At 35.5% G+C, this 20,522-nt stretch carries 16 protein-coding genes and 1 pseudogene; 13 read left to right on the forward strand and 4 right to left on the reverse strand.

Annotated features, from left to right (window positions below):
• Window positions 1–17: 17 nt before the first annotated feature.
• The 5 genes from D0466_RS20460 (at window position 18) to D0466_RS20480 (ending at window position 3,501) form a co-directional block, all read left to right on the forward strand.
• Complete coding sequence (locus tag D0466_RS20460; protein WP_117324365.1) at window positions 18–854, forward strand: flagellar hook-basal body protein; 837 nt, start codon at window positions 18–20, stop codon at window positions 852–854.
• 32 nt (window positions 855–886) lie between these two features.
• A complete protein-coding gene (locus D0466_RS20465) occupies window positions 887–1,732 on the forward strand; it encodes a flagellar hook-basal body protein (protein ID WP_117324366.1) in 846 nt (281 codons plus the stop codon).
• 119 nt (window positions 1,733–1,851) lie between these two features.
• Window positions 1,852–2,112, forward strand: coding sequence for a DNA-directed RNA polymerase subunit beta (locus D0466_RS20470; protein WP_117324367.1), 261 nt, complete (start codon window positions 1,852–1,854; stop codon window positions 2,110–2,112).
• A gap of 181 nt (window positions 2,113–2,293) precedes the next feature.
• Window positions 2,294–2,719 (forward strand): 3-hydroxyacyl-ACP dehydratase FabZ, encoded by a 426-nt coding sequence (gene fabZ, locus D0466_RS20475; RefSeq protein ID WP_117324368.1) that lies wholly within the window; start codon window positions 2,294–2,296, stop codon window positions 2,717–2,719.
• A gap of 425 nt (window positions 2,720–3,144) precedes the next feature.
• Window positions 3,145–3,501, forward strand: coding sequence for a hypothetical protein (locus D0466_RS20480; protein ID WP_117324369.1), 357 nt, complete (start codon window positions 3,145–3,147; stop codon window positions 3,499–3,501).
• A 205-nt stretch (window positions 3,502–3,706) separates the two neighbouring features.
• On the opposite strand, the gene D0466_RS20485 is transcribed toward D0466_RS20480, so the two are convergent.
• Window positions 3,707–4,144, reverse strand: a complete 438-nt coding sequence (locus tag D0466_RS20485; RefSeq protein WP_117324370.1) for a YwpF family protein — start codon at window positions 4,142–4,144, stop codon at window positions 3,707–3,709.
• 936 nt (window positions 4,145–5,080) lie between these two features.
• Between D0466_RS20485 and D0466_RS20490 the strand changes: the two genes are divergently transcribed.
• A complete protein-coding gene (locus D0466_RS20490; RefSeq protein ID WP_117324371.1) occupies window positions 5,081–5,551 on the forward strand; it encodes a Panacea domain-containing protein in 471 nt (156 codons plus the stop codon).
• A 7-nt stretch (window positions 5,552–5,558) separates the two neighbouring features.
• Complete coding sequence (locus D0466_RS20495) at window positions 5,559–7,529, forward strand: hypothetical protein (RefSeq protein WP_117324372.1); 1,971 nt, start codon at window positions 5,559–5,561, stop codon at window positions 7,527–7,529.
• Between the two features lie 288 nt (window positions 7,530–7,817).
• Here D0466_RS20495 and D0466_RS23400 read toward each other — a convergent pair whose 3' ends face one another.
• On the reverse strand, window positions 7,818–7,949 hold the full coding sequence (locus D0466_RS23400) for a hypothetical protein (protein WP_267897406.1): 132 nt from the start codon (window positions 7,947–7,949) through the stop codon (window positions 7,818–7,820).
• 177 nt (window positions 7,950–8,126) lie between these two features.
• On the opposite strand from D0466_RS23400, the gene D0466_RS20500 reads away from it, so the two are divergent.
• Window positions 8,127–11,375, forward strand: coding sequence for an Eco57I restriction-modification methylase domain-containing protein (locus D0466_RS20500; RefSeq protein WP_117324373.1), 3,249 nt, complete (start codon window positions 8,127–8,129; stop codon window positions 11,373–11,375).
• 304 nt (window positions 11,376–11,679) lie between these two features.
• Here D0466_RS20500 and D0466_RS23405 read toward each other — a convergent pair.
• Window positions 11,680–12,723, reverse strand: a pseudogene (locus D0466_RS23405) (IS256 family transposase); the annotation flags it as partial.
• 67 nt (window positions 12,724–12,790) lie between these two features.
• Window positions 12,791–13,279: a helix-turn-helix domain-containing protein gene (locus tag D0466_RS20510; RefSeq protein WP_117324374.1), complete on the reverse strand. Its 489-nt coding sequence runs from the start codon at window positions 13,277–13,279 to the stop codon at window positions 12,791–12,793.
• A gap of 141 nt (window positions 13,280–13,420) precedes the next feature.
• Here D0466_RS20510 and D0466_RS20515 point away from each other — a divergent pair, with 141 nt between their 5' ends.
• The 5 genes from D0466_RS20515 to D0466_RS20535 all read left to right on the forward strand — a co-directional run bounded on the left by D0466_RS20515 (window position 13,421) and on the right by D0466_RS20535 (window position 20,485).
• Entirely contained in the window at window positions 13,421–14,170 is a 750-nt protein-coding gene (locus D0466_RS20515; protein ID WP_117324375.1) for a TnsA endonuclease N-terminal domain-containing protein, read from the forward strand.
• Window positions 14,160–16,238, forward strand: a complete 2,079-nt coding sequence (locus D0466_RS20520; protein ID WP_117324376.1) for a Mu transposase C-terminal domain-containing protein — start codon at window positions 14,160–14,162, stop codon at window positions 16,236–16,238. The genes D0466_RS20515 and D0466_RS20520 overlap by 11 nt, the downstream gene beginning before the upstream one ends.
• A complete protein-coding gene (locus D0466_RS20525) occupies window positions 16,235–17,104 on the forward strand; it encodes a TniB family NTP-binding protein (RefSeq protein WP_117324377.1) in 870 nt (289 codons plus the stop codon). The genes D0466_RS20520 and D0466_RS20525 overlap by 4 nt, the downstream gene beginning before the upstream one ends.
• 73 nt (window positions 17,105–17,177) lie before the next feature.
• Window positions 17,178–18,491 (forward strand): TniQ family protein, encoded by a 1,314-nt coding sequence (locus tag D0466_RS20530; protein ID WP_117324378.1) that lies wholly within the window; start codon window positions 17,178–17,180, stop codon window positions 18,489–18,491.
• Window positions 18,488–20,485, forward strand: coding sequence for a TniQ family protein (locus tag D0466_RS20535; protein ID WP_117324379.1), 1,998 nt, complete (start codon window positions 18,488–18,490; stop codon window positions 20,483–20,485). The genes D0466_RS20530 and D0466_RS20535 overlap by 4 nt, the downstream gene beginning before the upstream one ends.
• Window positions 20,486–20,522: the final 37 nt, after the last annotated feature.

The raw sequence follows: 20,522 nt of genomic DNA on the forward strand, positions 1-20,522 counted from the left end.
TATAGAGGTGAAGGGAAATGTTAAGAGGATTTTATACGGCGGCCTCCGGTATGCTGGCCCAGCAAAGGAGGACGGAGATGCTAAGCAATAATATGGCTAATGCCAATACACCAGGTTTTAAGGCAGACCAGTCAAGTGTCAGGGCGTTTCCGCAAATGCTGCTGGACCGCATCGATTCAAAGTCAATCCCAACTGAAAAAGGGCTGCATCTTCCAATCCATTCCCGTGTCGGGGAATTGGGAACAGGCGTATACATGCAGGAAGCAACACCGAAATTCCTTCAAGGGGACGTTCAGCAGACACAGCGGAATACCGATATTGCACTTGTTGATGGAAATATGCCGCTGAACGATGAAAATGGCTTGAAAGGGACCGTGTTTTTTACGGTAGCCAATGCCGACGGAGATCTCCGCTATACGAGAAACGGCAATTTTGCGCTGGATGGACAGGGATATTTAACAACCCCGCAAGGTTTTTATGTGCTTGATGACAACAATAACCGAATCCAGTTGAATAGTGAGAATTTCAGTGTAGGTGAAAACGGGATTGTCTTGGAAAACGATCAGCAGGTTGCACGGCTTGGAATTAGTTTTGCCGAAAACCCCTATGCCCTTATTAAAGAAGGGGATGGCTTGTTCCGAAATGAAGAAGGCGCGCTTGGAAATGCCTACGATGAGGATGGAGTAACCTTTACGATGCAGCAAGGGTTCATAGAAGGCTCCAATGTCGACGGGGCGCGGACCATGACCGATATGATGGCGACGTACCGCTCGTTTGAAGCGAACCAGAAAGTATTGCAGGCCTACGATCGGAGTCTGGAAAAGGCAGTGAATGAGATTGGCCGGCTCGGATAAAAAATAGTCCCGGCAAAAAGGGGGGAATATAAATGAACAGAACGATGATTACTGCTACGAATACACTCGGCCAGCTTCAGCATAAGATGGATATGATCGGCCATAATATATCCAACATTCAAACGACCGGATATAAACGTAAGGAATCATACTTCAATGATCTGCTCGTCCAGGAATTCAATAACCAAAAACAACGAAATGAAATCGGAAGGCTGACGCCGCTTGGGATCAGGCAAGGAACCGGGGCCAGAATAAGCCAGTCACAGCTTGTGCTCACCCAGGGCAGCATTAAAAACACAGAGCGCAGCCTAGATGTTGCACTTGAAAAAGAGGATTTGTTCTTCAAGGTTCGCGTAGCAGACGATCAAGGTGAAAACACACGGTATACGAGGGATGGCGCCTTTTATCTCAGCCCGGTTTCAAATAACCCTGAACAAATGATGCTTGTTACCGGAAAGGGATATCCAGTGCTTGATGAATTTAATAATCCCATTGTGATAAGTGGCAGCATTGAAAATTTAACCTTTTCCAAGGAAGGCCAGTTGAAAGCAGAAACGGATAACGGAGCTGTCCAAACCTTCAATCTGGGTATGATATCAATCAAAAAACCGCAGTTTTTGGAACAGATAGGGGAAAACCTTTTGGGTCTTCCGGCTAATTTTGATGATCTTGGAATAGATCAAGAAGACATCATGACGGCTTTAGAAGGCGGGTTAAGGCAGGACATTTCGATGCGTCAGGGTGCTTTGGAAAACTCAAACGTGGATTTATCCAAGGAAATGACGGACCTAATGAATGTACAAAGGCAATACCAATTCAACGCTAAATCAGTGACGATGGCAGACCAAATGCTTGGATTAATCAATGGAATCCGCTAAAATGAAGCCCGCTACTATAATACGTTACAGCGGTGGGGGGCATACCCCCATTACAGGGAAGCGTTAAATCAGCGGGGTACAGACCCCAAAAAAGAACAAAGGAGTATACGCACATTAGCATGGAAGAAAAACAATTAACCAGACAAGAATACAGGCAGCAGGAAAAAAAGGCAGAAAAAGCGCAGAATACGAAAGAACGCATCCGTATCAGGCTTTTGCCGATTTGGCTCAGACTGGTCATTGTATGTGTGCTTATTACCATTTGCGTATTGTCGGGTGCTGTTGTCGGATACAGCGTTATTGGGGGCGGGGAAGTTTCGGATGTTTTTAAAACATCAACCTGGACCCATATCGTGGATCTTGTGAATAAAGATTTATAATTTTACCGCTCAGATTCAAGCATCCTTGGGTTGCATGAACTCATTTGCCGTGGATTCTTCAGGGTCCGATCAGATGATCAGTCCCCATTCTGCATAAACAGCTTGAACAGATAGATGAGGTAGTATCCTTCATGCTTTTCATGGTATCATTGAAAAAAATTGAAAGATGGAGGACACAACTATGTTAGATGTAACCCAGATAAAAGAAATTATCAGACATCGATATCCATTTCTTCTTGTAGATAAAATTCTTGAGGTAGAAGACGGAAAAAGGGCTGTAGGGATTAAAAATGTATCGGCTAATGAACAATTTTTTAATGGGCATTTCCCTGATTACCCGGTAATGCCGGGCGTTTTAATCGTAGAGGCGCTTGCCCAGGTGGGGGCGGTGGCGATTCTGCGGCAGGAAGAATATAAAGGGCGGCTCGCTTTCTTTGCAGGAATTGATAATTGCCGTTTCAAAAGACAGGTGAAACCTGGAGACCAGCTTCGGCTTGAAGTCGAAATGACCCGTTTGCGGGGTTCCTTTGGAAAAGGAAAAGCGGTCGCAACGGTGGATGGGGAAATAGCTTGTGAAACGGAAATCATGTTTGGGTTTGGCGAGTAACACATAGATAAGTCTATTTCACTACGCAGGATAGGGAGAAATACATAAAACAGCGTGCAAGACATATGAACTTTTTCATGCATGCTTCCGTTTATATCAGGAAATCACTGGAAAGGCGTAATCGGGAAGCAGCATTTTTCACGAAACAGGTTTAAAATGTGTAACTTTCGTGTAATTATAATAGTGGAAGCTAAGCATGAACACATTTTATGATGTTCTTGCTTATGAAATTTACTTGGTTTGGTAAACCACATCTTTTTATTCTCCCTTCTGGAAGGCCGGGCATATATATGCCCGGCCGATTTTTTTATCCTCCCTCCCGGAACCCAAAAATTTTAATAATAATGCAATATTTTATGATTTCCGGGCAAAATACGTACAGGACATTTCAAAGTCCACTACATACGAAGGGAGGTTGACTGTCCATGAAAATGCGGTTGATGGCTTTGCTTGGCGGTTCTTTATTGTCTTTCATGTTAGTGGCTGGATGTAATAACGATGATGATAATAACAATCCTGCACCGCCTGATGATAACAATGTTGAAGAGCAAGATGACAATAACAATAACAATAACAATGACATGGTCCCTGGAGATAATGATGATAACGGAAATAATGATGCAGACTTGGATCCAGGCAAAAATGGTGAAGAAGGCATTGACAATGATGAAGATGGCGCAGGCGTAAACAATGACGGAAATGGGAACGATGGAAACATTATAGATGATGACGGCATCTTAAATGATGATGACAACAGGAACAGAAACGGCAAGGACCGTTAAAATCATCGCGGAAGATTCAAACAAAAGATTGGTTTTTGAAGGAGATTGACCTACAAAAAGGAAGGAAACCCGTTTCCTCTTTTGTGCGGATTAATCGCTTTCAAGACCGGTCTTTTTTTGATTCAAAAACGAGCCGGTCAAAATTAGTGGGCGGGACTGATCTTCTGCAAAAAAAAGGGCTCGCCAACCGGCCAGCCCGCAAAAATTATTGTTTGTTCATTGAGGCCAGCTTTGGCCGCGAATGCAATTTTTCCTTGAATTGTTCTATCAGGGCGTCGCCGACTATTCCCTGCTGGATTAAATCCTGAAGCAGAAGCTCTGCATATTTACTGCGGGTTTTCTGAAGATGGCCTTCTAAAAGGAGGATCACATGGCCATCCACTTTTTTGGTCTTATTCACAACTGTTTTGAAAGCTGCCGGGTCATTGTCTTTCTTTGTAATGACAGCCTGGACGTTAACCTTTTGGCCGGTCGGGACAAGATGTGCTACTGCGTCGAAATGGCCTTCCGTAACAAACGCTTCGATAATCCAGGTATTATGATCGTCTTCCTTATTAATGATAAGGCCATCTGCCAATTCTATGTCAATAAATGTCCGGTCGTCCGAGACAATTTGCAGCGATATTAATTTAAATGTCTTCATAATATCCCTCCATTCGGGTATTCATACAGTATCCAATAAATCTGTTACTATTCCTGCGACCTCTTGCTTATAGCATAACTGAAAAAGAACCGGCGTTCAAAGCAAAAAGAGTTAGGGGACTTTGTGTCTGAATGGTGAACGAATAAAAAATAAGTCGAAAAAAGAAGACGAATCTGGAAAACGATTTTTTTGAATGAATATTCTTTTGAAAATTGGAACTTCCAAAATAAGTATGAAGGTTTATAGCTAGGAAAATATGCGGCAACAAGAGATTTGCCGATTTTACCTAAAAAAACGAATCCGCTATGATGAGGTCACACGTTCAGAAAGGAGTTGGTTATTTGATCAATCAGGTAACACTGGTGGGAAGGCTCGTGAAAGATCCTGAGCTGCGTTATTGTGAGTTATAATTAACCTTGTCATAAGAAATAATTGATTTTGACACAACATTATAACTAAGGCTGTCACTTAAAAGGCTTAAATATGAGAATTTATTCTCGTACTTACGCCTTTTTGCATTTTTTGAAGACAGTTATCTAATTTGACGGAATATGACATTCCTAATTATATATTTAAAAAACCATTATAAGTACAGTTGTCGTTTTCGGTAATTGAAATGATTCGATTTGTGATAGTTTATTTGAACATTAGGACTAAATAAATTACTGATTATTCTAATCGATTGAATAGATGAAATTAGTGTGGATTTTATGCCCTAAAGTAATCTGAAAAGAATATATAATTCAAAACACATTTTGCGGATTAACATGAACAAAATTTAAAATCATCCTTTAAAAGTTTAATCTTATTGATGAAATTTGAATATAGTGTAATAATTATACTATTCGTTTTGTGTGTTTTTTTTAAAAATAAAGGGAAAATAAAGGTATCACCTTATTTTTTGTCGAATAAATAAAGCGAGAAAGGGGGATTCATATGGCGGTTGCAATTGAGGCAGCTAAATTTCTTTTGTTCTTAAAAGAACATGACCCTCGGAGATTAGAGCTATCTAATTTAAAACTTCAAAAATTGCTTTACTACTCACAAGGGTATCATTTAGCTATGACAAACGGTGAGCCATTATTTGATGAACCTATTGAAGCATGGAAATATGGACCAGTAGTAAAGGAAATATACCATAAATATAAAAAATATGGTGACTTAGATATACAAGGGATTTTCAACTGGCCTAATATAAAATTAAAAGAAAATCAAATGAAAATATTGGGAATTGTTTGGGCTAAATTCGGCGAATATAATGCAGGTACACTAGTTGATATGACACATAGTGAGACCCCCTGGTTAAATGCTTGGCATTTTAGTGAAGATAAAAAAATAAGTACTTCATCGATGACTAATTACTTTAAGAAAAATCTACCCGAGGAATTATTTGCTACAGTAAGGTGATCAAATAATGAATCCAAAACGGAGTATAAGGTTTTTATTTAAATGGGAGGCTATTTTCCCATTTTTCTCATGTGTATGCATTGTTTTTCTCTTACTTACAGATTTTTTATATTTTAGTGTTGATTTATCTATTTTCATTCCAAACCATCTAGTTCTTGACTATTTAATTAAATTCTTATTGTTTATAATTCCTGCTACTATTACTATATTTACATTTGTATACCGTGAAAAGAAAGATGCATCATATACAAATATAAAAACTTCAAATATTGTTTCTCAATTTATAAATACAATTATTATTGAATTTGGGGCTTTGATCTTTGCCATTAGAACTTCTATCAATTATCCCACAGAAACAGAAGCAAAAATAATTGGTTATCCTAATTATTATTATAATTTTTCGATAATTTTCGCAGGTCTAACAATTACAGCACTACTATTATTTTCCTATCTTTTATTTAAGCACATGGATATTCATGTTTCTTTAAAACAGACATACCAGAAAAACATTCGGTTACATAATCATTTAAAATATTTAATAAATAAAACGTACTGGAACCCAAGGAACGATTATTTATTTGATTCTTATAAGTATCTATTGGAATCAAATTATCAGCTAATAATATCAGCTATTTCAAAAAAAAACTTTTCAAATATTGAAGCCGAGTTAAAACAAACGTTTGCCTTGACAAAAGATTTTTATCAAACATTTATCGATACTTCAGATCTCCAGTACACGAGTGTATTTTCTATAGAAAAAGACCATAATTCTTTTTTGGTGAAAGGAAAAAATCTTTTTACTGATATTTTTCAAAATAGGTTCTTTCAAAAGGACGCAGTGCCACAAAATTACAATGAAAAATTTGTTGATATTTATAAAACAATTCTTCACAGCTACGAAATGCTGATAAGAGAAGCATCAAATAACCATGTTACGGAAATACAAAAATTAGCCTATTTGGAATTCGCAGCATTAAATCCCATTAAAGTTTATGAATTTGATTTAAATGTATTAACTGAAGAAGAGTTTATAGAAATAAATAATTTCTATCAAGAATTGGCTAGATGTTATAACTCCGCACTATTTCATACCATAAAAGAATTCTCAGATGAAAAAACGGTGGAGTATACATATTTGTTAAACTATATAACAAGCACGATGAAATTTTTCGAAGCAGTAAATTTATTTAGAGATAAACGTTCCGAAAAGGAACATACCTTTTATTCATCTTTCATTAATAAGGAAATCATTTTAGTGGAGTCTTTGGTTGTTCGAGCTGTTGAAAATGATAATGTAAAATTTTTAACTGAATCAACCAGGCTTTTATTGGATTTGTTCTATAGTACTGTTCAAAAACCTGAAGATGTTGCAAGAACAATTTCAACAAAACTTGGTGCCTCGGATGAAAGGTTTAAAAAGTATGTTAATTTACCAATAGATAAACCTGAAGGGATCAAATTTAAAGGGATTTATAAAAAAACTATAGCTCAAGAGATAATTAGAATCATTGTACATGCATTGTATAAAAGCATTGAATTAAACCATTACAGCTGTTCAGGTTATTTGATTAAAATAAGTGCTAGTCATATAACTCTGAAAAATTATCTGGAAGTTGTAAAAGTTTTTGCCCAGAAAATCATTGAACGACAAAACCTATTTTTTGATTTTGATTATTATCATTATTCATTCAATGGGTTTTCAAAAATACATTGCATACAAAAAATGATACTCTTATTAAGTTATCAGTTTATTTATAAGTTTGGACTTCCAGGGAAGACGGATCTTGAAGAATTATTAAAAATTATTTTTTTGAATAATAAAGAAGATATGGAATACATGGTTGAAAAAATTGAGGCTGCGGGAAAATCTTATGGAATGATTTCAATATGTGAAGATACAAGTAGCATTATAAAGTCTATTTTCATAACGGATCTAATAAAAAAGCTGGATCCTAATGAGTTTAAAATTTATATATAGTTGACGTGAAAACCTAGTTAGAAAGGTAACCGGGTGTTTTATACGGAGTCTTTACTTTTTCTGATCGAACTCGAATACTAATGTTAATAGATGATTATACGACCATAATCATAAGTATAAATCCCCCTCTTTTATAAGCTCTTATATATAGAGTGGAGACAAAATGTATTGGGAAAAAAAACGCTGAATTCTCAGCGTTTTTTTGTGCTTGTGAAATGAGGGGAAATTGCGTGAGTGTTTGCGTTCCTTCCTTGAGATTTTTTTAATTTCTATGCTTGTTGGATTCTTTTACAAGTTTTTGTAATTGTTCAGTGCTGTTACGTTGTTTATCAGTATTTCGTTATCCCTCTTTTTCTTTTCCATTCTTTTTGTTGTTTCCCTATATTCTGTTGGAGCTTTTGCCTTAAACCCGCCAAACATGTTTTCACTCCTTTAAAAAACCCCTCTTCTAACAACGTATTGAATTTGAAGAAAATAAGAACATTATATATTTGGTTTACTTTTTTAATGGCTTTTTTATGAAATTTTTTAAGGTGTTGGATAAAATCTAATCCTGTATAATAAATCTAAGACTATGTCGGAATGTAGAGGGGAAAAATGAGCCAACAATATATTTTTAATAGAAAATATCTTTCCGAACAAATACAAACTTTAGATATAAATGATATTCCTGATTTTGAAGAAAAGTGGGAAATCATAAAGAAGTGGAACTATAGCCTCACACATAGTAATTTAGCAAAAACAAAAGAAGAAACTATTCAAGGTGATTTCCTCAATAAAATTTTTACAACAGTTTTGGGGTACAAAGATCGCATTGGTCGACACCTATGGAACATTCAATCAGAACAAAAAACCACAATGGACGGGACTAAAGCTGATGGCGGTTTAGGTTTTTTTACGGAGACTATACAAGATGTACGGGTAGTTATTGAATTAAAAGATGCACGAACCGACCTTGATAAAAAACAAAAAAGGGAAAACAACCAGACACCCGTAGAACAAGCATTTAGTTATCAATATAAGATGAAAAATTGCAAATGGGTAATTGTCTCTAATTTTAAGGAAATCCGTCTTTACCATTCACAAACAATGACAGAGTATGAACTATTTCTAATGGAAGATCTTGCAACTGACCTAGACTCCTTTAAGAAATTTTATTACTTATTAAATATTAATTTTTTAATTGATCGTGATGGAATAGCTAAAATTGATGAATTATACATTCGGAATGAGGTTGAGGAAGAAAAGATTTCCGAAAAATTCTATGCCGATTATAAGAATGTGCGAAAACAGCTTTACTCACATTTAACCGAACATAATAAAGATATAGATGAAATCATATTATTTGAAAAAACACAAAAAACTTTAGATCGATTTATTTTCGTTTGTTTTTGTGAAGACTCACGTTTATTACCTGAAAATGTATTTCGTCAAGTTATCCAGGCTGCTAAAGCAAATTTTGGACTAAGCGAAACTAGGATATGGGATCAACTAAAAGCATTATTCTGGTCTATCGACAAAGGGAATCCACCAATGGATATAAATAGATTTAATGGTGGTTTATTTAAAGAAGATTCTGTACTGGACAATCTCATAATTAAAGACGATATTTTTCCTTTGTTTGAAAGAATAACAGAATATGATTTCCATTCAGAACTAGATGTTAACTTATTGGGACATATTTTTGAACAATCCATCTCCGATATTGAAGAATTTAAAAAAGAAATACGCGGTGAAGAATTTGATAAGAACAAAAGTAAACGGAAACGAAACGGAGTCTTCTATACACCACCTTTTGTAACACGTTTTATTGTAGAGCGGACGATCGGCGAGTGGCTGGATAAAAAAAGACAAGAACTTGGAGAAGAGAACCTCCCTGTATTAACAGACGATGACTTTGTTGAATACCAAAAGAAAAAGAGCAGTAAAAGGATTAAAAGAAAAACGAAAGTTGAAGATCATATTGAGTTTTACACGAAAGTTCAGCAAATTGTTCGTGATATTAAAATTTTAGATCCTGCCTGTGGATCAGGGGCATTTTTAAATGCAGCATTTGATTTTTTATATCAGAAGGGGACAGAAATCAATAACCATTTAGCCGAACTAGAAGGCGGTCAGATTAGTCTGTTTGACTTGGACAAGCATATTTTGAAACATAACTTGTATGGTGTTGACATTAATAAAGAAAGCGTTGAAATAACTAAGCTCTCTCTTTGGTTAAAAACTGCAAATAAACGAGATCCATTAACATCTTTGGATGAAAACATTTTGTGTGGAAATTCAGTTGTCGCTGATCCTAATTTTGATTCAAATCCGTTCTATTGGAACGAATCTTTTCCCGAAGTATTTAATGCAGGCGGATTTGATATTGTTATCGGAAACCCACCTTATGTGAGACAAGAATGGATTGTTTCAATTAAGCCGCATCTCCGAAAGAAATATAAAACATTTCACGGAAGAGCGGATTTATATGTGTATTTTTTTGAAAAAGCCTTTGAAGTGTTGAAACCTGGTGGGAAAATGGGTTATATTTGCTCGTCTAAATATACGACCACAACCTATGGTCATCCTTTACGTTCTTTCTTATTAAAGGAATCAAGATTGCGTTATTTTATGGATTTTGATGATTTAGATGTATTTAAAAATATTGTTGCTTATCCATCTATTATCATTCTTGATAAGGAAAAAGATGTTAGTGAACAAGAAATCCAGTATTGTTACTTTGAAGAATTAGATCAAGCCCTGGGAGCATATTTTGAGCGAAAGAAAAGGCCTTTCTATCAATCGAAAATGCGGGATGATGTTTGGAACTTTTTAGAGGATAATATTGGTGCGTTAAATCAAAAAATGTTGACTACTTATGACACTTTAGAAAAAGTATTAGGAAAGCCAAAAGCAGGAATCAAAACAGCTAAAAACCCAGCCTATATTTTATCAAAAGAACAAGCCCGGAAATTCATTAAACAAGATCCGAAAAATGAAGAAATCATCAAACCTTATTTAAATGGGAAAGATGTTAAACCTTATTATAGTTTTTCTAAATTTTCCATTATTTTTCCTTACAAGGAAAACCTTGAGAAACAAGAGCTGGAGCTTGTGAATATTGAAGATTATCCAGTTGTCAAAGCATATTTAGAACAGTTTAGGCCTGATTTAGAGGCAAGGGCCATTATTAAAGATGGGTTGGCCAACGGTTCGAAGGTTTGGTATGAATATCAGCAAATTAATAAGGCATTTTCTTTTGAAAAAACCTATATTACCTATCCTGATATTGCAAATCGAAGCAGTTTTGCTTTAACAAAGGGAAATGTTTTAGACATGACATTGTTCTGGATCGAAACACCAGACCCTTATCGTGAGTTGGCTATTTTGAATTCCTCCATTTTCAATTTTCTGTTTAACCTGATTTCAACGGATGCTCGAGGAGGATATAAGAGATTTAAAACTGTCTTTATGACAAAAATCCCTTATGTAAACGCAACAGGTGACAATGAGATTGCACAGCTAGTAAAATTGAGTATGCATATTTCGAATAATGTAACACACTTTGAAAATAAAGTGGTATTTTTCTTAGTGAAGAGATTTGGATTAAAGACGGTGAATCAAAAGGTTGAAGAATGGTATATTACACCAATCGAAGAATTGCTTGCTGAATTCAAGAAACAAAAAGTTAAGCTATCTCAAATAGATGAATTTAATCTATTTGAATTTATTGAAACCAAAAAAGTAGAACTGGAACGGCTCATGACTGAATGGGACTCCATCAGTAAAAAAATTGATGAGAAAGTTACCCATCTATATGGTATTACAGCTGAAGAAAAACAAATGATCCTAAATAATTTATAGGAGAAAAAGAAGGGCCATTTAAATGTGCCCTTTTATATTGGGAAAACATTGTTTTAAACAACCATCTTTAATCCAAGTTTCCAAATCAATTAGTTTTGTAAGGGAGTATAAATCTTTTTGTGTAAATGGGGTTTTCACCTTATTATATGAACGGCTTTATATGGAGTGGCGGGCATGATATGTTCTGAGCCGGGCGATGCCTTTGTTTTTGGAAGGTATCGCCTAATCGCCGGAAATCATGCCCATGAGAGGCTCCATATCAAGCCGGCACCACATTTCGGTCAAGCGGAAAGCTCAGTTCCAATCAATCCCCAAAATAAATGACCAGCTGCGATATACATTCTTTCCATCCCCTTACAGGCATAGTCCATTTCTTTGAGATTTCACTAGTAGCTAGATAAATAATCTTCCTGAGTGAATCCTCCGTGGGACAAGCTGTCTTGGTATTGGTGAATTTCCTGAGCTGATGGCGATAGCCTTCAATCGTATTTGCGGTATAAATCAGCCTTCTAATTTCGGCAGGGTAACTAAAGTAGGCGGTTAATAACAGCCAGTTTGCTTCCCATGATTTGATGATAATCGGATGCTTTTTGCTCCATTTCTACTTGAAGTTGGAGAACTGCATTTCCGCCTCTTCGAGGGTAAGGGCCTGGTAGATTTTCTTCAAGTCAGCCATCACGGCTTTTTGCTCCTTATACGAAACGTATTTCATGGAATTACGGATTTGGTGAATGATACATAACTGGATATCAGTCTATGGAAAGATCGTACTAATCGCCTCAGAGAAGCCGGAAAGTACAGACTCCCAACCAGAAACTTGCACTCTCGTTTATCTAATCCAAATCTCCAAAATCTCTTTGTGTCCGGACCATTTACCCCTAAAACACTGTAGGCAGCCTTGCTTACAACCTGATTTTGTTTCCTAACTTCGAAGTGGATGGCATTTAAAAAGACAATCGGATAACCCCAATTCAATGGACGTGTTTGCCATTTCACAATGAGGGGCATGATTTTATCGGTTACCATACTGACCATGGCAGGCGATACCTTTATCCCATAGAGATCCTGCATATGGTCTTCGATATCCCTAGTCGACAGCCTTTTACATATAAGCCAATGATTTAGTCTTCCAATCCATTCAAAGTGGTTTCATATTTTTTGATAATCTGTGGATCAAATTCGCTTTTCTGTCTCTCGGCAATTTTAACTCTGCATTTCCAAACTTGGTTTTCACTGTTTTTTGGCTATTTGTTGAATGGTCACCTTCGTAATCATGCTTCTGGTAGCCCAAGTGGTTGTCAATTTCCGCTTCAAATACAAGTTGAATGGTACCCTTTAACAAATCCTTATAATCTTAGGAGAATAAGTCAAGTCGTCCTTTATTTACAGTTTACTAAAATGGGATTTAAAGCCAATTAATTATTTTTTAAGCTAATTCTTAATTTATTTTTCTTGAAAAGAAAATCCTTTTCTAACCCTTCAATCTCAATAAACCGCTTTCTTCCAGTAAAACATTCTTCACACAAACTCACCATATTTTCCAAGTTCACTTCTTCACCATCATCCACTGGAACTATTAAATCAGTCATTAAAGTAACGGTAGGAGCTTTAGCTCCACATATCCTACATTTTAATTCATCCCTCACAAACATTTTATACCTCAATAAAGGGTCAATTATGTTAGTCTTCATTTCACCTGTGTCATAGCCCAATAATTGTAATGGAAATGCGACATTAATTTCTAAAGCGTTTGCAATTTTTATAAGATTTTCTTTAGACGGCTTGTGTTCTTCTCGTTCTATTTTTCCTAATTGAGAAAAGCTAATATCAGTGATCTCACTGAGCTTCCGTAAAGTTATATTTTTATCCTTACGGGCTGATCGTAAAAATTCTCCAATTTTCATAGCATCATCACCTTTAGAAATATAATACTAAAATTTTAGGGGTGGCTACAAATTCAATAATACATTTGCCAAACTGATTAAAATATTATAAAATTGTCTACAATACGACACAACGACACAAATTTCTCAGGAGGCAAAGTAATGGATATGAATAAATGGAAGAAACAAGATGTTGAATTTGCCCCAAAAAGAAAGGTGAACAATAAACTAAGTTGGAAGAATCCCCATTCAACTGGATACTTTTATAGCAATAAAATGGAAAGATCGTTTGAATATGAATCTATGGGCGAATGCCTTTTCTACTTTTTTTTGGAACTGGACCCTTTGACACTTAGGTATTATGTACAGCCATGTGAAATTGGAATCCCATACTACGATAAGGAAGGAGATAGGCAACATTGGATTCACATTCCAGACGTTTTGGTCTTTAGAAAACATGATCCACCCTGCCTTTTCGAAATTAAATCACAGAAACAGTACTCAAAGAGATTGCAATTAATCGATAAGTGGTCCAATGTTTATGCTCAAAAACAGGGCTGGAGTTATACGGTGATTTTCCCAAAAACTTTGCCTAAGGAAATTATTCACAATATAAACTTTTTAATTGGGTTTATAAGAAGAAGAAACATATACACCAAATGGGGACCTGAAGTGCTAGAAAAATTGAGTTATTTACAACCTTGTTCTATTGAGGTGATAGCGAGAAGTTTTACAACAAAAGTGGATCCTTTATTCATATTACCCGTCATTTATCACTTGATTGCAACTGGTTATGTTCATATAGATGTGAATGAAAAAGTTTCCCCGCACTCTATTATTAAGCTCAACGAGAAAGAAGATACATTATTTGGTAATTATTTAATTTCGGAGGTCTTTAACGATGAAACTTAATCAGTTGAAGGTGAACAGTAATCTCATTTTCCGGGGGAGAAAATATATCATTCTTGATATTGATCCTCCTAAAATCACAATGAAAAGATATGATACCGATGGAGCAGTGATTGATATTGATTTTGTTGACGTAGTTACAGATGCTTCGTTTTTGCCGAGTAAAAAAATGATTGAACACATAGAAGAGGATAAGAAGGTGTATGCCTCTCTGATTGATTCCTTATCAGAAAATGAACGAGAAAAGGTTTCAAAACGGCTGGAGATAATTCGACCACTTTTGGTTTTTGACAGGGTGAAAACTAACGAGTTTAATGCGTTCTATGAATTCAATGAATATCATAAGGAGCTACTTAAACACGAGGAAAATATACAAAATGTCACGAAAGAAACAATAATCGAACGAATTGCATCAAAGCATTCAATCAGTAGTCGTACCGTAAAACGATATTATTCTTCCTATAGCGGTGCTGCAATAAATAATGCAGTAGGAGAAGAGGGTTTGATATCAAAAGCTGGCGATGGATATCGTCATAGGAGTGATAATAAGATCCTTGATATATGTCATCCGAAGCATCCTGAAATGATTTTGCAAACACTCAACGTTAGAATACATGCCGAATATATTCCGATCATCAAAGAGGTAATTGAAAAAGAATACCTTACGATTAAAAAGTCTTCAAAAAAAGCGATTTATGATTTAATAGCAATAAAATGTGTTCAAAAAGACATAAAGCCCCCCTACGCTATTACCATTTATAAAATGCTTGATCGCATCTCTGATAAATTGATCGAACGGATGCGGTTGGGGAAAGTTTCTGCTCAAAAGTACGAAGATATTAGCAGAGGATATGCAAATACCGAAGCGTTGTACCCCCTTCATATAGTTGAAATCGATCATACCCAACTTGATATTGATGTTATTGATGAAGCGGCACCACTTGTAAAAGGCCGACCTTATATAACATTAGGAATTGATGTATACAGTAGAATGGTATGGTGTATGCATATTTCATTTGATCCACCCTCGGCCAACAAGGTAAGAAAGGCGATTGAACATGGAGTTCTATTAAAAAGAACGAAGGAGAGATTCAATACTACCAATGAATGGCCAGTTTTTGGTATTCCGGATACGTTTGTTTTCGATAATGGTAGTGAATTCAAAAACTACAAAATAAAACGGCTCATTGAAGAGGATTTGAAATCACACACGCGATTCCGACCCATTGCTACGCCACGCTATGGTGGTACAATTGAAAGGTTAATTGGGACACTAAATTCGTCTATCATTCACCGTATGAGGGGAACAAGAAAAAGTAACATAATGGATTTAGGCGAGTATAATCCCGAGGAAAACGCATTACTTACTTTGAGGGATTTGGAAGCTCTCCTGGTGACGTATATAACTGATATATATCATTACGAGGAACATCGAGGATTACCCCTGGACCAAAGTTCTCCAATTTCCCGTTTTATAGAAGGATTGAAAGTGAGGGGCTATCCAGACTTTATTGCTGAGGAAGACGAATCAAATTTTAAAATGAAATTGCTTCCAACAATGATGAAACCGTATACAAGGGACGGGATAAGGCATGAGAACAGATTATACAGATCCACAAATCTGAATAGTCTAATCGATAAAAGAGAAAAAAAATATCTTGTTAAATACGATATGGATGATATTAGTAAAGTTCACCTTAAACATCCAGAAACAAATGAGTATATAGAGGTTCCATGTCATAACCCTTCTGCGGACACAGTAGTTGGCATGAAGGCAAGTACATTCGAGCTGCTACGGAAGAAACTTAAGGAAGATGGAAAAATTTTAAGAAGTCAATTCGCTACAGACGAGCAAATCCAACAAGAAAAAGCTAATTATCAACGCAAACTTCAAGATAGTTATAAGAAGTCAAGGCGAGTAAGGATAGAAGCCGAAAGGAATGGTTTCCAAGTGAAACTAGAAAGACCATCCGAGAATCAAACATACAACAAAAATAAAAATATGACTTACGAGGAAATTCTCAACATGGCGTTGGAAGAAGAACGGCGAGCAAAGGGTGATTATGAATGATAAAAGATTGCGGAGACCTCGCATTTCGAGTGGATAACCTTTATGTAGAGCATGAAAAGATACTTGAAATTTATGAACACCTCGATGCACTCCCAACTCAACAAAGAAGTAGGCATTCTTTCATTCTTGGAGGTGGTGGGGTAGGCAAATCGCAAATGGCGAAAAATTATTTACAAAGAAATCCAGGGTATACTATCGTGGACGAAGATGATAACGAAGTTGACATTAAACCAGTAGTTTTGGTAGAAACACCACATCCATTTACTTGGAAAGAGTTGTATTATGCAATTTTCAAGGGATTGGGGACAACAAGAATTCCTGGTAATGTGGGCGAACTTAAGGATCGGATGATGCATCTATTAAAAAAACAGCAAGTTAAAATTCTTATCATGGATGAGATACACAATATTTTAACTTCGACGGCGGTAAGTAAGAAATCCGCAATGGAACATTTAAAAAGTATTTCGAATGTAACAAATGTTTCCCTAGTCTTGATTGGTACTCAGAACGCAAAGGAACTGCGGGATTTGGATGATCAATATAAATCAAGGTTCCGTGTTAAATACCTGCGAAGATTCGAAGAGTGTGATGAGGTGTTTTGTGACTTTTTGAACGCTGTTGAAAAGCAGCTTTCACTCCCATACTTTTTGGGTTTAGGGAACAGGAACTCCGTCCTGCCTACATTATTACATCGCCAAAGCAAAGGGAAGGTTGGATTTTTAATTCCAATTATCCAAGAAGCATTCAGATTAAGGGGAATTTATGAGGAAGACATTAATGATTTGAATGATTCGAAAATAACAATATCCGATTTAGATAGAGCTTACAAGATTGTTGTAGGTGACGAAGAAACGGAGGAAGACTAGGTGAAACATAATTAATAAACGTCCTATTTTGGGAGATACTATCACTATCTCCCATATTGAAGGGACGTATCATATGTTAGAACAACTTACAGTAAGATGCAGACCAAAAAATGGTGAATCCCTCCTAAGCTATCTGCTACGATTAGCAAATAGTAATGCAATTCCGATAAATACGTTTATTAATAGTTTTAAGTATAAAGGAAGGGAGTATTGGATACAAAAAGCGGAATATGATTTGTTATGCCTTTTCCCTAACCGCATATTTGACGTAGATAAGCTAATCATGTCCGTCAGGATATCAAAGGAAGATGTCGAAAAATGTTCATTCCATCACTTATTAAAACATTTTTCCCGAAAGGAAAATTTAGCTAATTTGCGTATCTTATCTGGTTTTATTCGAGATACACTACACTTTTGTCCGATGTGCTTAAAAGAAAACAAATATTATAAATTATTGTGGAAAGTAAAAGATGTGGATATATGTTTAGCTCATGAATGCAAGTTGACAAACTGTTGTCCACATTGTAATAATATCATTTTCTATAAACACCTTAAAAAAACCGCCCTTTGCCCATATTGTACGAAAACTTTGGAGGAGTCGATTACAGCTGTTCCGACTCTAGGGGAAACTCAATTTCAACATTGGTATCAGTCCCAGTGGATCTTTTTAATGGAAGAAAATAAACAATACATTCCACTAGATGAGCTAAGTCTCCGTATTTTATATACTTTAAATGGGGAACGGATAGATGAATTATCTAAAGATTTAATTAAGAATCTTTTGGATCTTCCAGGCGGGGCGGAAAAATTACTTCAACATGCCAGAGGGACATTGATCAATTCGGAGACATTGCATATATCCTTCTTATTGAAGATATTAAACGTATTAAATTCATCGTTCGAACAATTGTTTTCAGTAGATATACCAGAATCTTTTCATAAGGCCATTACCGAAAAAAATAAACCATCTAGACAGGTAGTAGCAGGAGAAACGGATATTCCAAAAACGGGAATAAAACGAAAAGAGGAAAAGATAAACCTGGTTAAAAAGGTACTAAAGGAATTTATAGCTAACAACGAACAAATCACATTAAAAAATGTAAAAGTAAAACTGGGAGTATCTTCTGGGACCATTCGATACTGGGGCTGTAATGACATAATTGCTCAGTATAAAAAATTGCAAAAAGAAATCCAACAAGAACAAAAAAATGCATTAATTCGTAGCCAGGTTGAAGAGCTTTTTTCAAGAGGAATAGAGAACCTGGATGCACAGTATGTATACTCTTGTTTAGGTATAAATCGAACTATATTGTGGAGAACCGCACCTGATATTACGGCTTATATTCACGACGAGCTTAAAAAATCTAAAAGGGGAGAACCCAAGTGAAATCCAGCGATACTATGTTACAAAGATTGGGCATAAGACCTGCCCCTAAGTTGGGGGAGTCATTGAGTAGTTTCGTTTTTCGATTATGTACCTTGAACAAAATAAATTTTAAAGAGCTAATAAAATTTGTCTATAAGGAAAAATATGTAAACAAGGATAAATTTTTAATTGATGTGTTTCCTGATGAAGTGATCAATTTACATGACTTATCCATTTTATGCGGCCACGATGTGGAAACACTTAAAAATCATTCATTCGGGGTCATCTTTAACAAAATATACAATCAAAATGATAATAGAAAACGGGCATTTAAGCTCGATATGAATGGTCTATTAATAAAAGATAAAAGAAGGTTTTGTATAAAATGTTTAGCAGAATCGGGAAATTTCAAACTGCTTTGGCAGGTTAAAGGTGTGAATTGCTGTGAAATTCACAAATTACCTCTCGTTGACACCTGCCAAGATTGTGGAGAAATTCAACCATATCTACATGAAGGTCTAATGGAAAAACATTGCTTTTACTGCTATTCAGAACTCCCTCATCAAGTTATAAGCCAAGTTACCATGTCAAAGGGGAATGATGAATCTAGAATTATTGACAATTGGACGTTCCTTTTAAATCCATCCTTACCTTTCACCAAAGTATCTTTCCCTTTTAATACAGAACAATCAATTGCCCTAACTCTTTTATACGCTCAATCAGTCATTTTTACAAAGAAAATTCTAGGCCGCATCAAAGAGGACCGATTAAAATCATCAATCAAAAATTTAAATAATTCGCGATCAGTTTTGGTGTCTGATGTACTTTATATGTCAAAAGAATATAAAATCAATGCCCAAGACTTACTAGGATTACAAATTGATGATCGCTTTGCCAAAGAATTTGCTTGTTTAAAAGATAAGCAGATTTCACCCATTAACTGTGCTACGCCATGGTGCTTACACAAGGGCAGTAATAATAAAATGCAAAAGGTGGTATCTTCTTATCATAGATTAAAAGATAAGTACTTATCTATGGTAGTTTGTACTTCTTGTAATATAAGGTATGGAGTGAATATCACAAATAACGAATGGGAAGATGTGGAGAATCAAATTACCTTGATTTCAGATGTAATAAAGATGTTAGAAAAAGGTGAAAGTATAAGGGGCATAACACGAATAGCCAAAAGTAAAACATATCAAATTTTAGGGTATATCTTGTTCCATGAGTTATTTTCAACTACTAATCTAGTGAAAATAAAAAAAGAAAACATGCCAACGGATGATGTGAGCTATTTTTATGAAATTTATGAAGGTTCCATGGCCTTTCCTAATTTGTATAAAAAAGCAAAGAGGTTGTTTGCGTGGAATATGTATGAGCTTGGTTATTACTTGGCTTCTCCAGTCGTACAGAACGAGTTGAATTTAACGGAAAATATTAAAAGGGTTCGGTATTTTCATTCAAAAACCATTGTGAAAGGAAAAGTAGAAAAAATTGTTAACGCTGCTGTTAAAAGCACTGAAAATATGTCCCTATTGCAAATTGCAGGAGCCTTAGAAAAAACACCATCAATTTTTAGGCATTATTCATTGAATGATGATTTGAAAACAGACATTAACAATCATAATAATAAACTCCGAAAGACCCGATTTAGACATCTTTATGAGTCGGTTGAAAGGTTTTTTACTTCGGATAACAACCAATGTAAATTCATCGTTATGAAAGATGTATATTCTTATCTAGGGATTAATCGTAGTTATGTTAGACGAAATAACTTAACGCTGGATCATTACATTTCAGAGAAAATAAACTGTCACAATGAGGAATATAGCAAAAGGAAAGTTAATGAGATGATTATGTCGGCAGTTAAAGTTATTGATGAATTTATGACATTAGGTGAACGTCCTACAATGAAACAGATATCAGCAGGAATTGGTATTTCGGTTGCTACCTTATATGAATATCAAGAGGTTCTACAGGCTATTTCAGATTATAAACGAAAAGGTCGACTATAGAGAAAAATCAATTGTTCAAAAAATGACAATATAAATT

The sequence above is a fragment of the Peribacillus glennii genome (genome assembly GCF_003429105.1).
Classification (GTDB): Bacteria; Bacillota; Bacilli; order Bacillales; family DSM-1321; genus Peribacillus; species Peribacillus glennii.

Excerpts from the sequence above, each read along its gene's own strand:
- D0466_RS20460 (WP_117324365.1), top strand. The coding sequence starts at position 18 with ATGTTAAGAGGATTTTATACGGCGGCCTCCGGTATGCTGGCCCAGCAA.
- D0466_RS20465 (WP_117324366.1), top strand. The coding sequence starts at position 887 with ATGAACAGAACGATGATTACTGCTACGAATACACTCGGCCAGCTTCAG.
- D0466_RS20470 (WP_117324367.1), top strand. The coding sequence starts at position 1,852 with ATGGAAGAAAAACAATTAACCAGACAAGAATACAGGCAGCAGGAAAAA.
- fabZ (WP_117324368.1), top strand. The coding sequence starts at position 2,294 with ATGTTAGATGTAACCCAGATAAAAGAAATTATCAGACATCGATATCCA.
- D0466_RS20480 (WP_117324369.1), top strand. The coding sequence starts at position 3,145 with ATGAAAATGCGGTTGATGGCTTTGCTTGGCGGTTCTTTATTGTCTTTC.
- D0466_RS20485 (WP_117324370.1), bottom strand. The coding sequence starts at position 4,144 with ATGAAGACATTTAAATTAATATCGCTGCAAATTGTCTCGGACGACCGG.
- D0466_RS20490 (WP_117324371.1), top strand. The coding sequence starts at position 5,081 with ATGGCGGTTGCAATTGAGGCAGCTAAATTTCTTTTGTTCTTAAAAGAA.
- D0466_RS20495 (WP_117324372.1), top strand. The coding sequence starts at position 5,559 with ATGAATCCAAAACGGAGTATAAGGTTTTTATTTAAATGGGAGGCTATT.
- D0466_RS23400 (WP_267897406.1), bottom strand. The coding sequence starts at position 7,949 with ATGTTTGGCGGGTTTAAGGCAAAAGCTCCAACAGAATATAGGGAAACA.
- D0466_RS20500 (WP_117324373.1), top strand. The coding sequence starts at position 8,127 with ATGAGCCAACAATATATTTTTAATAGAAAATATCTTTCCGAACAAATA.
- D0466_RS20510 (WP_117324374.1), bottom strand. The coding sequence starts at position 13,279 with ATGAAAATTGGAGAATTTTTACGATCAGCCCGTAAGGATAAAAATATA.
- D0466_RS20515 (WP_117324375.1), top strand. The coding sequence starts at position 13,421 with ATGGATATGAATAAATGGAAGAAACAAGATGTTGAATTTGCCCCAAAA.
- D0466_RS20520 (WP_117324376.1), top strand. The coding sequence starts at position 14,160 with ATGAAACTTAATCAGTTGAAGGTGAACAGTAATCTCATTTTCCGGGGG.
- D0466_RS20525 (WP_117324377.1), top strand. The coding sequence starts at position 16,235 with ATGATAAAAGATTGCGGAGACCTCGCATTTCGAGTGGATAACCTTTAT.
- D0466_RS20530 (WP_117324378.1), top strand. The coding sequence starts at position 17,178 with ATGTTAGAACAACTTACAGTAAGATGCAGACCAAAAAATGGTGAATCC.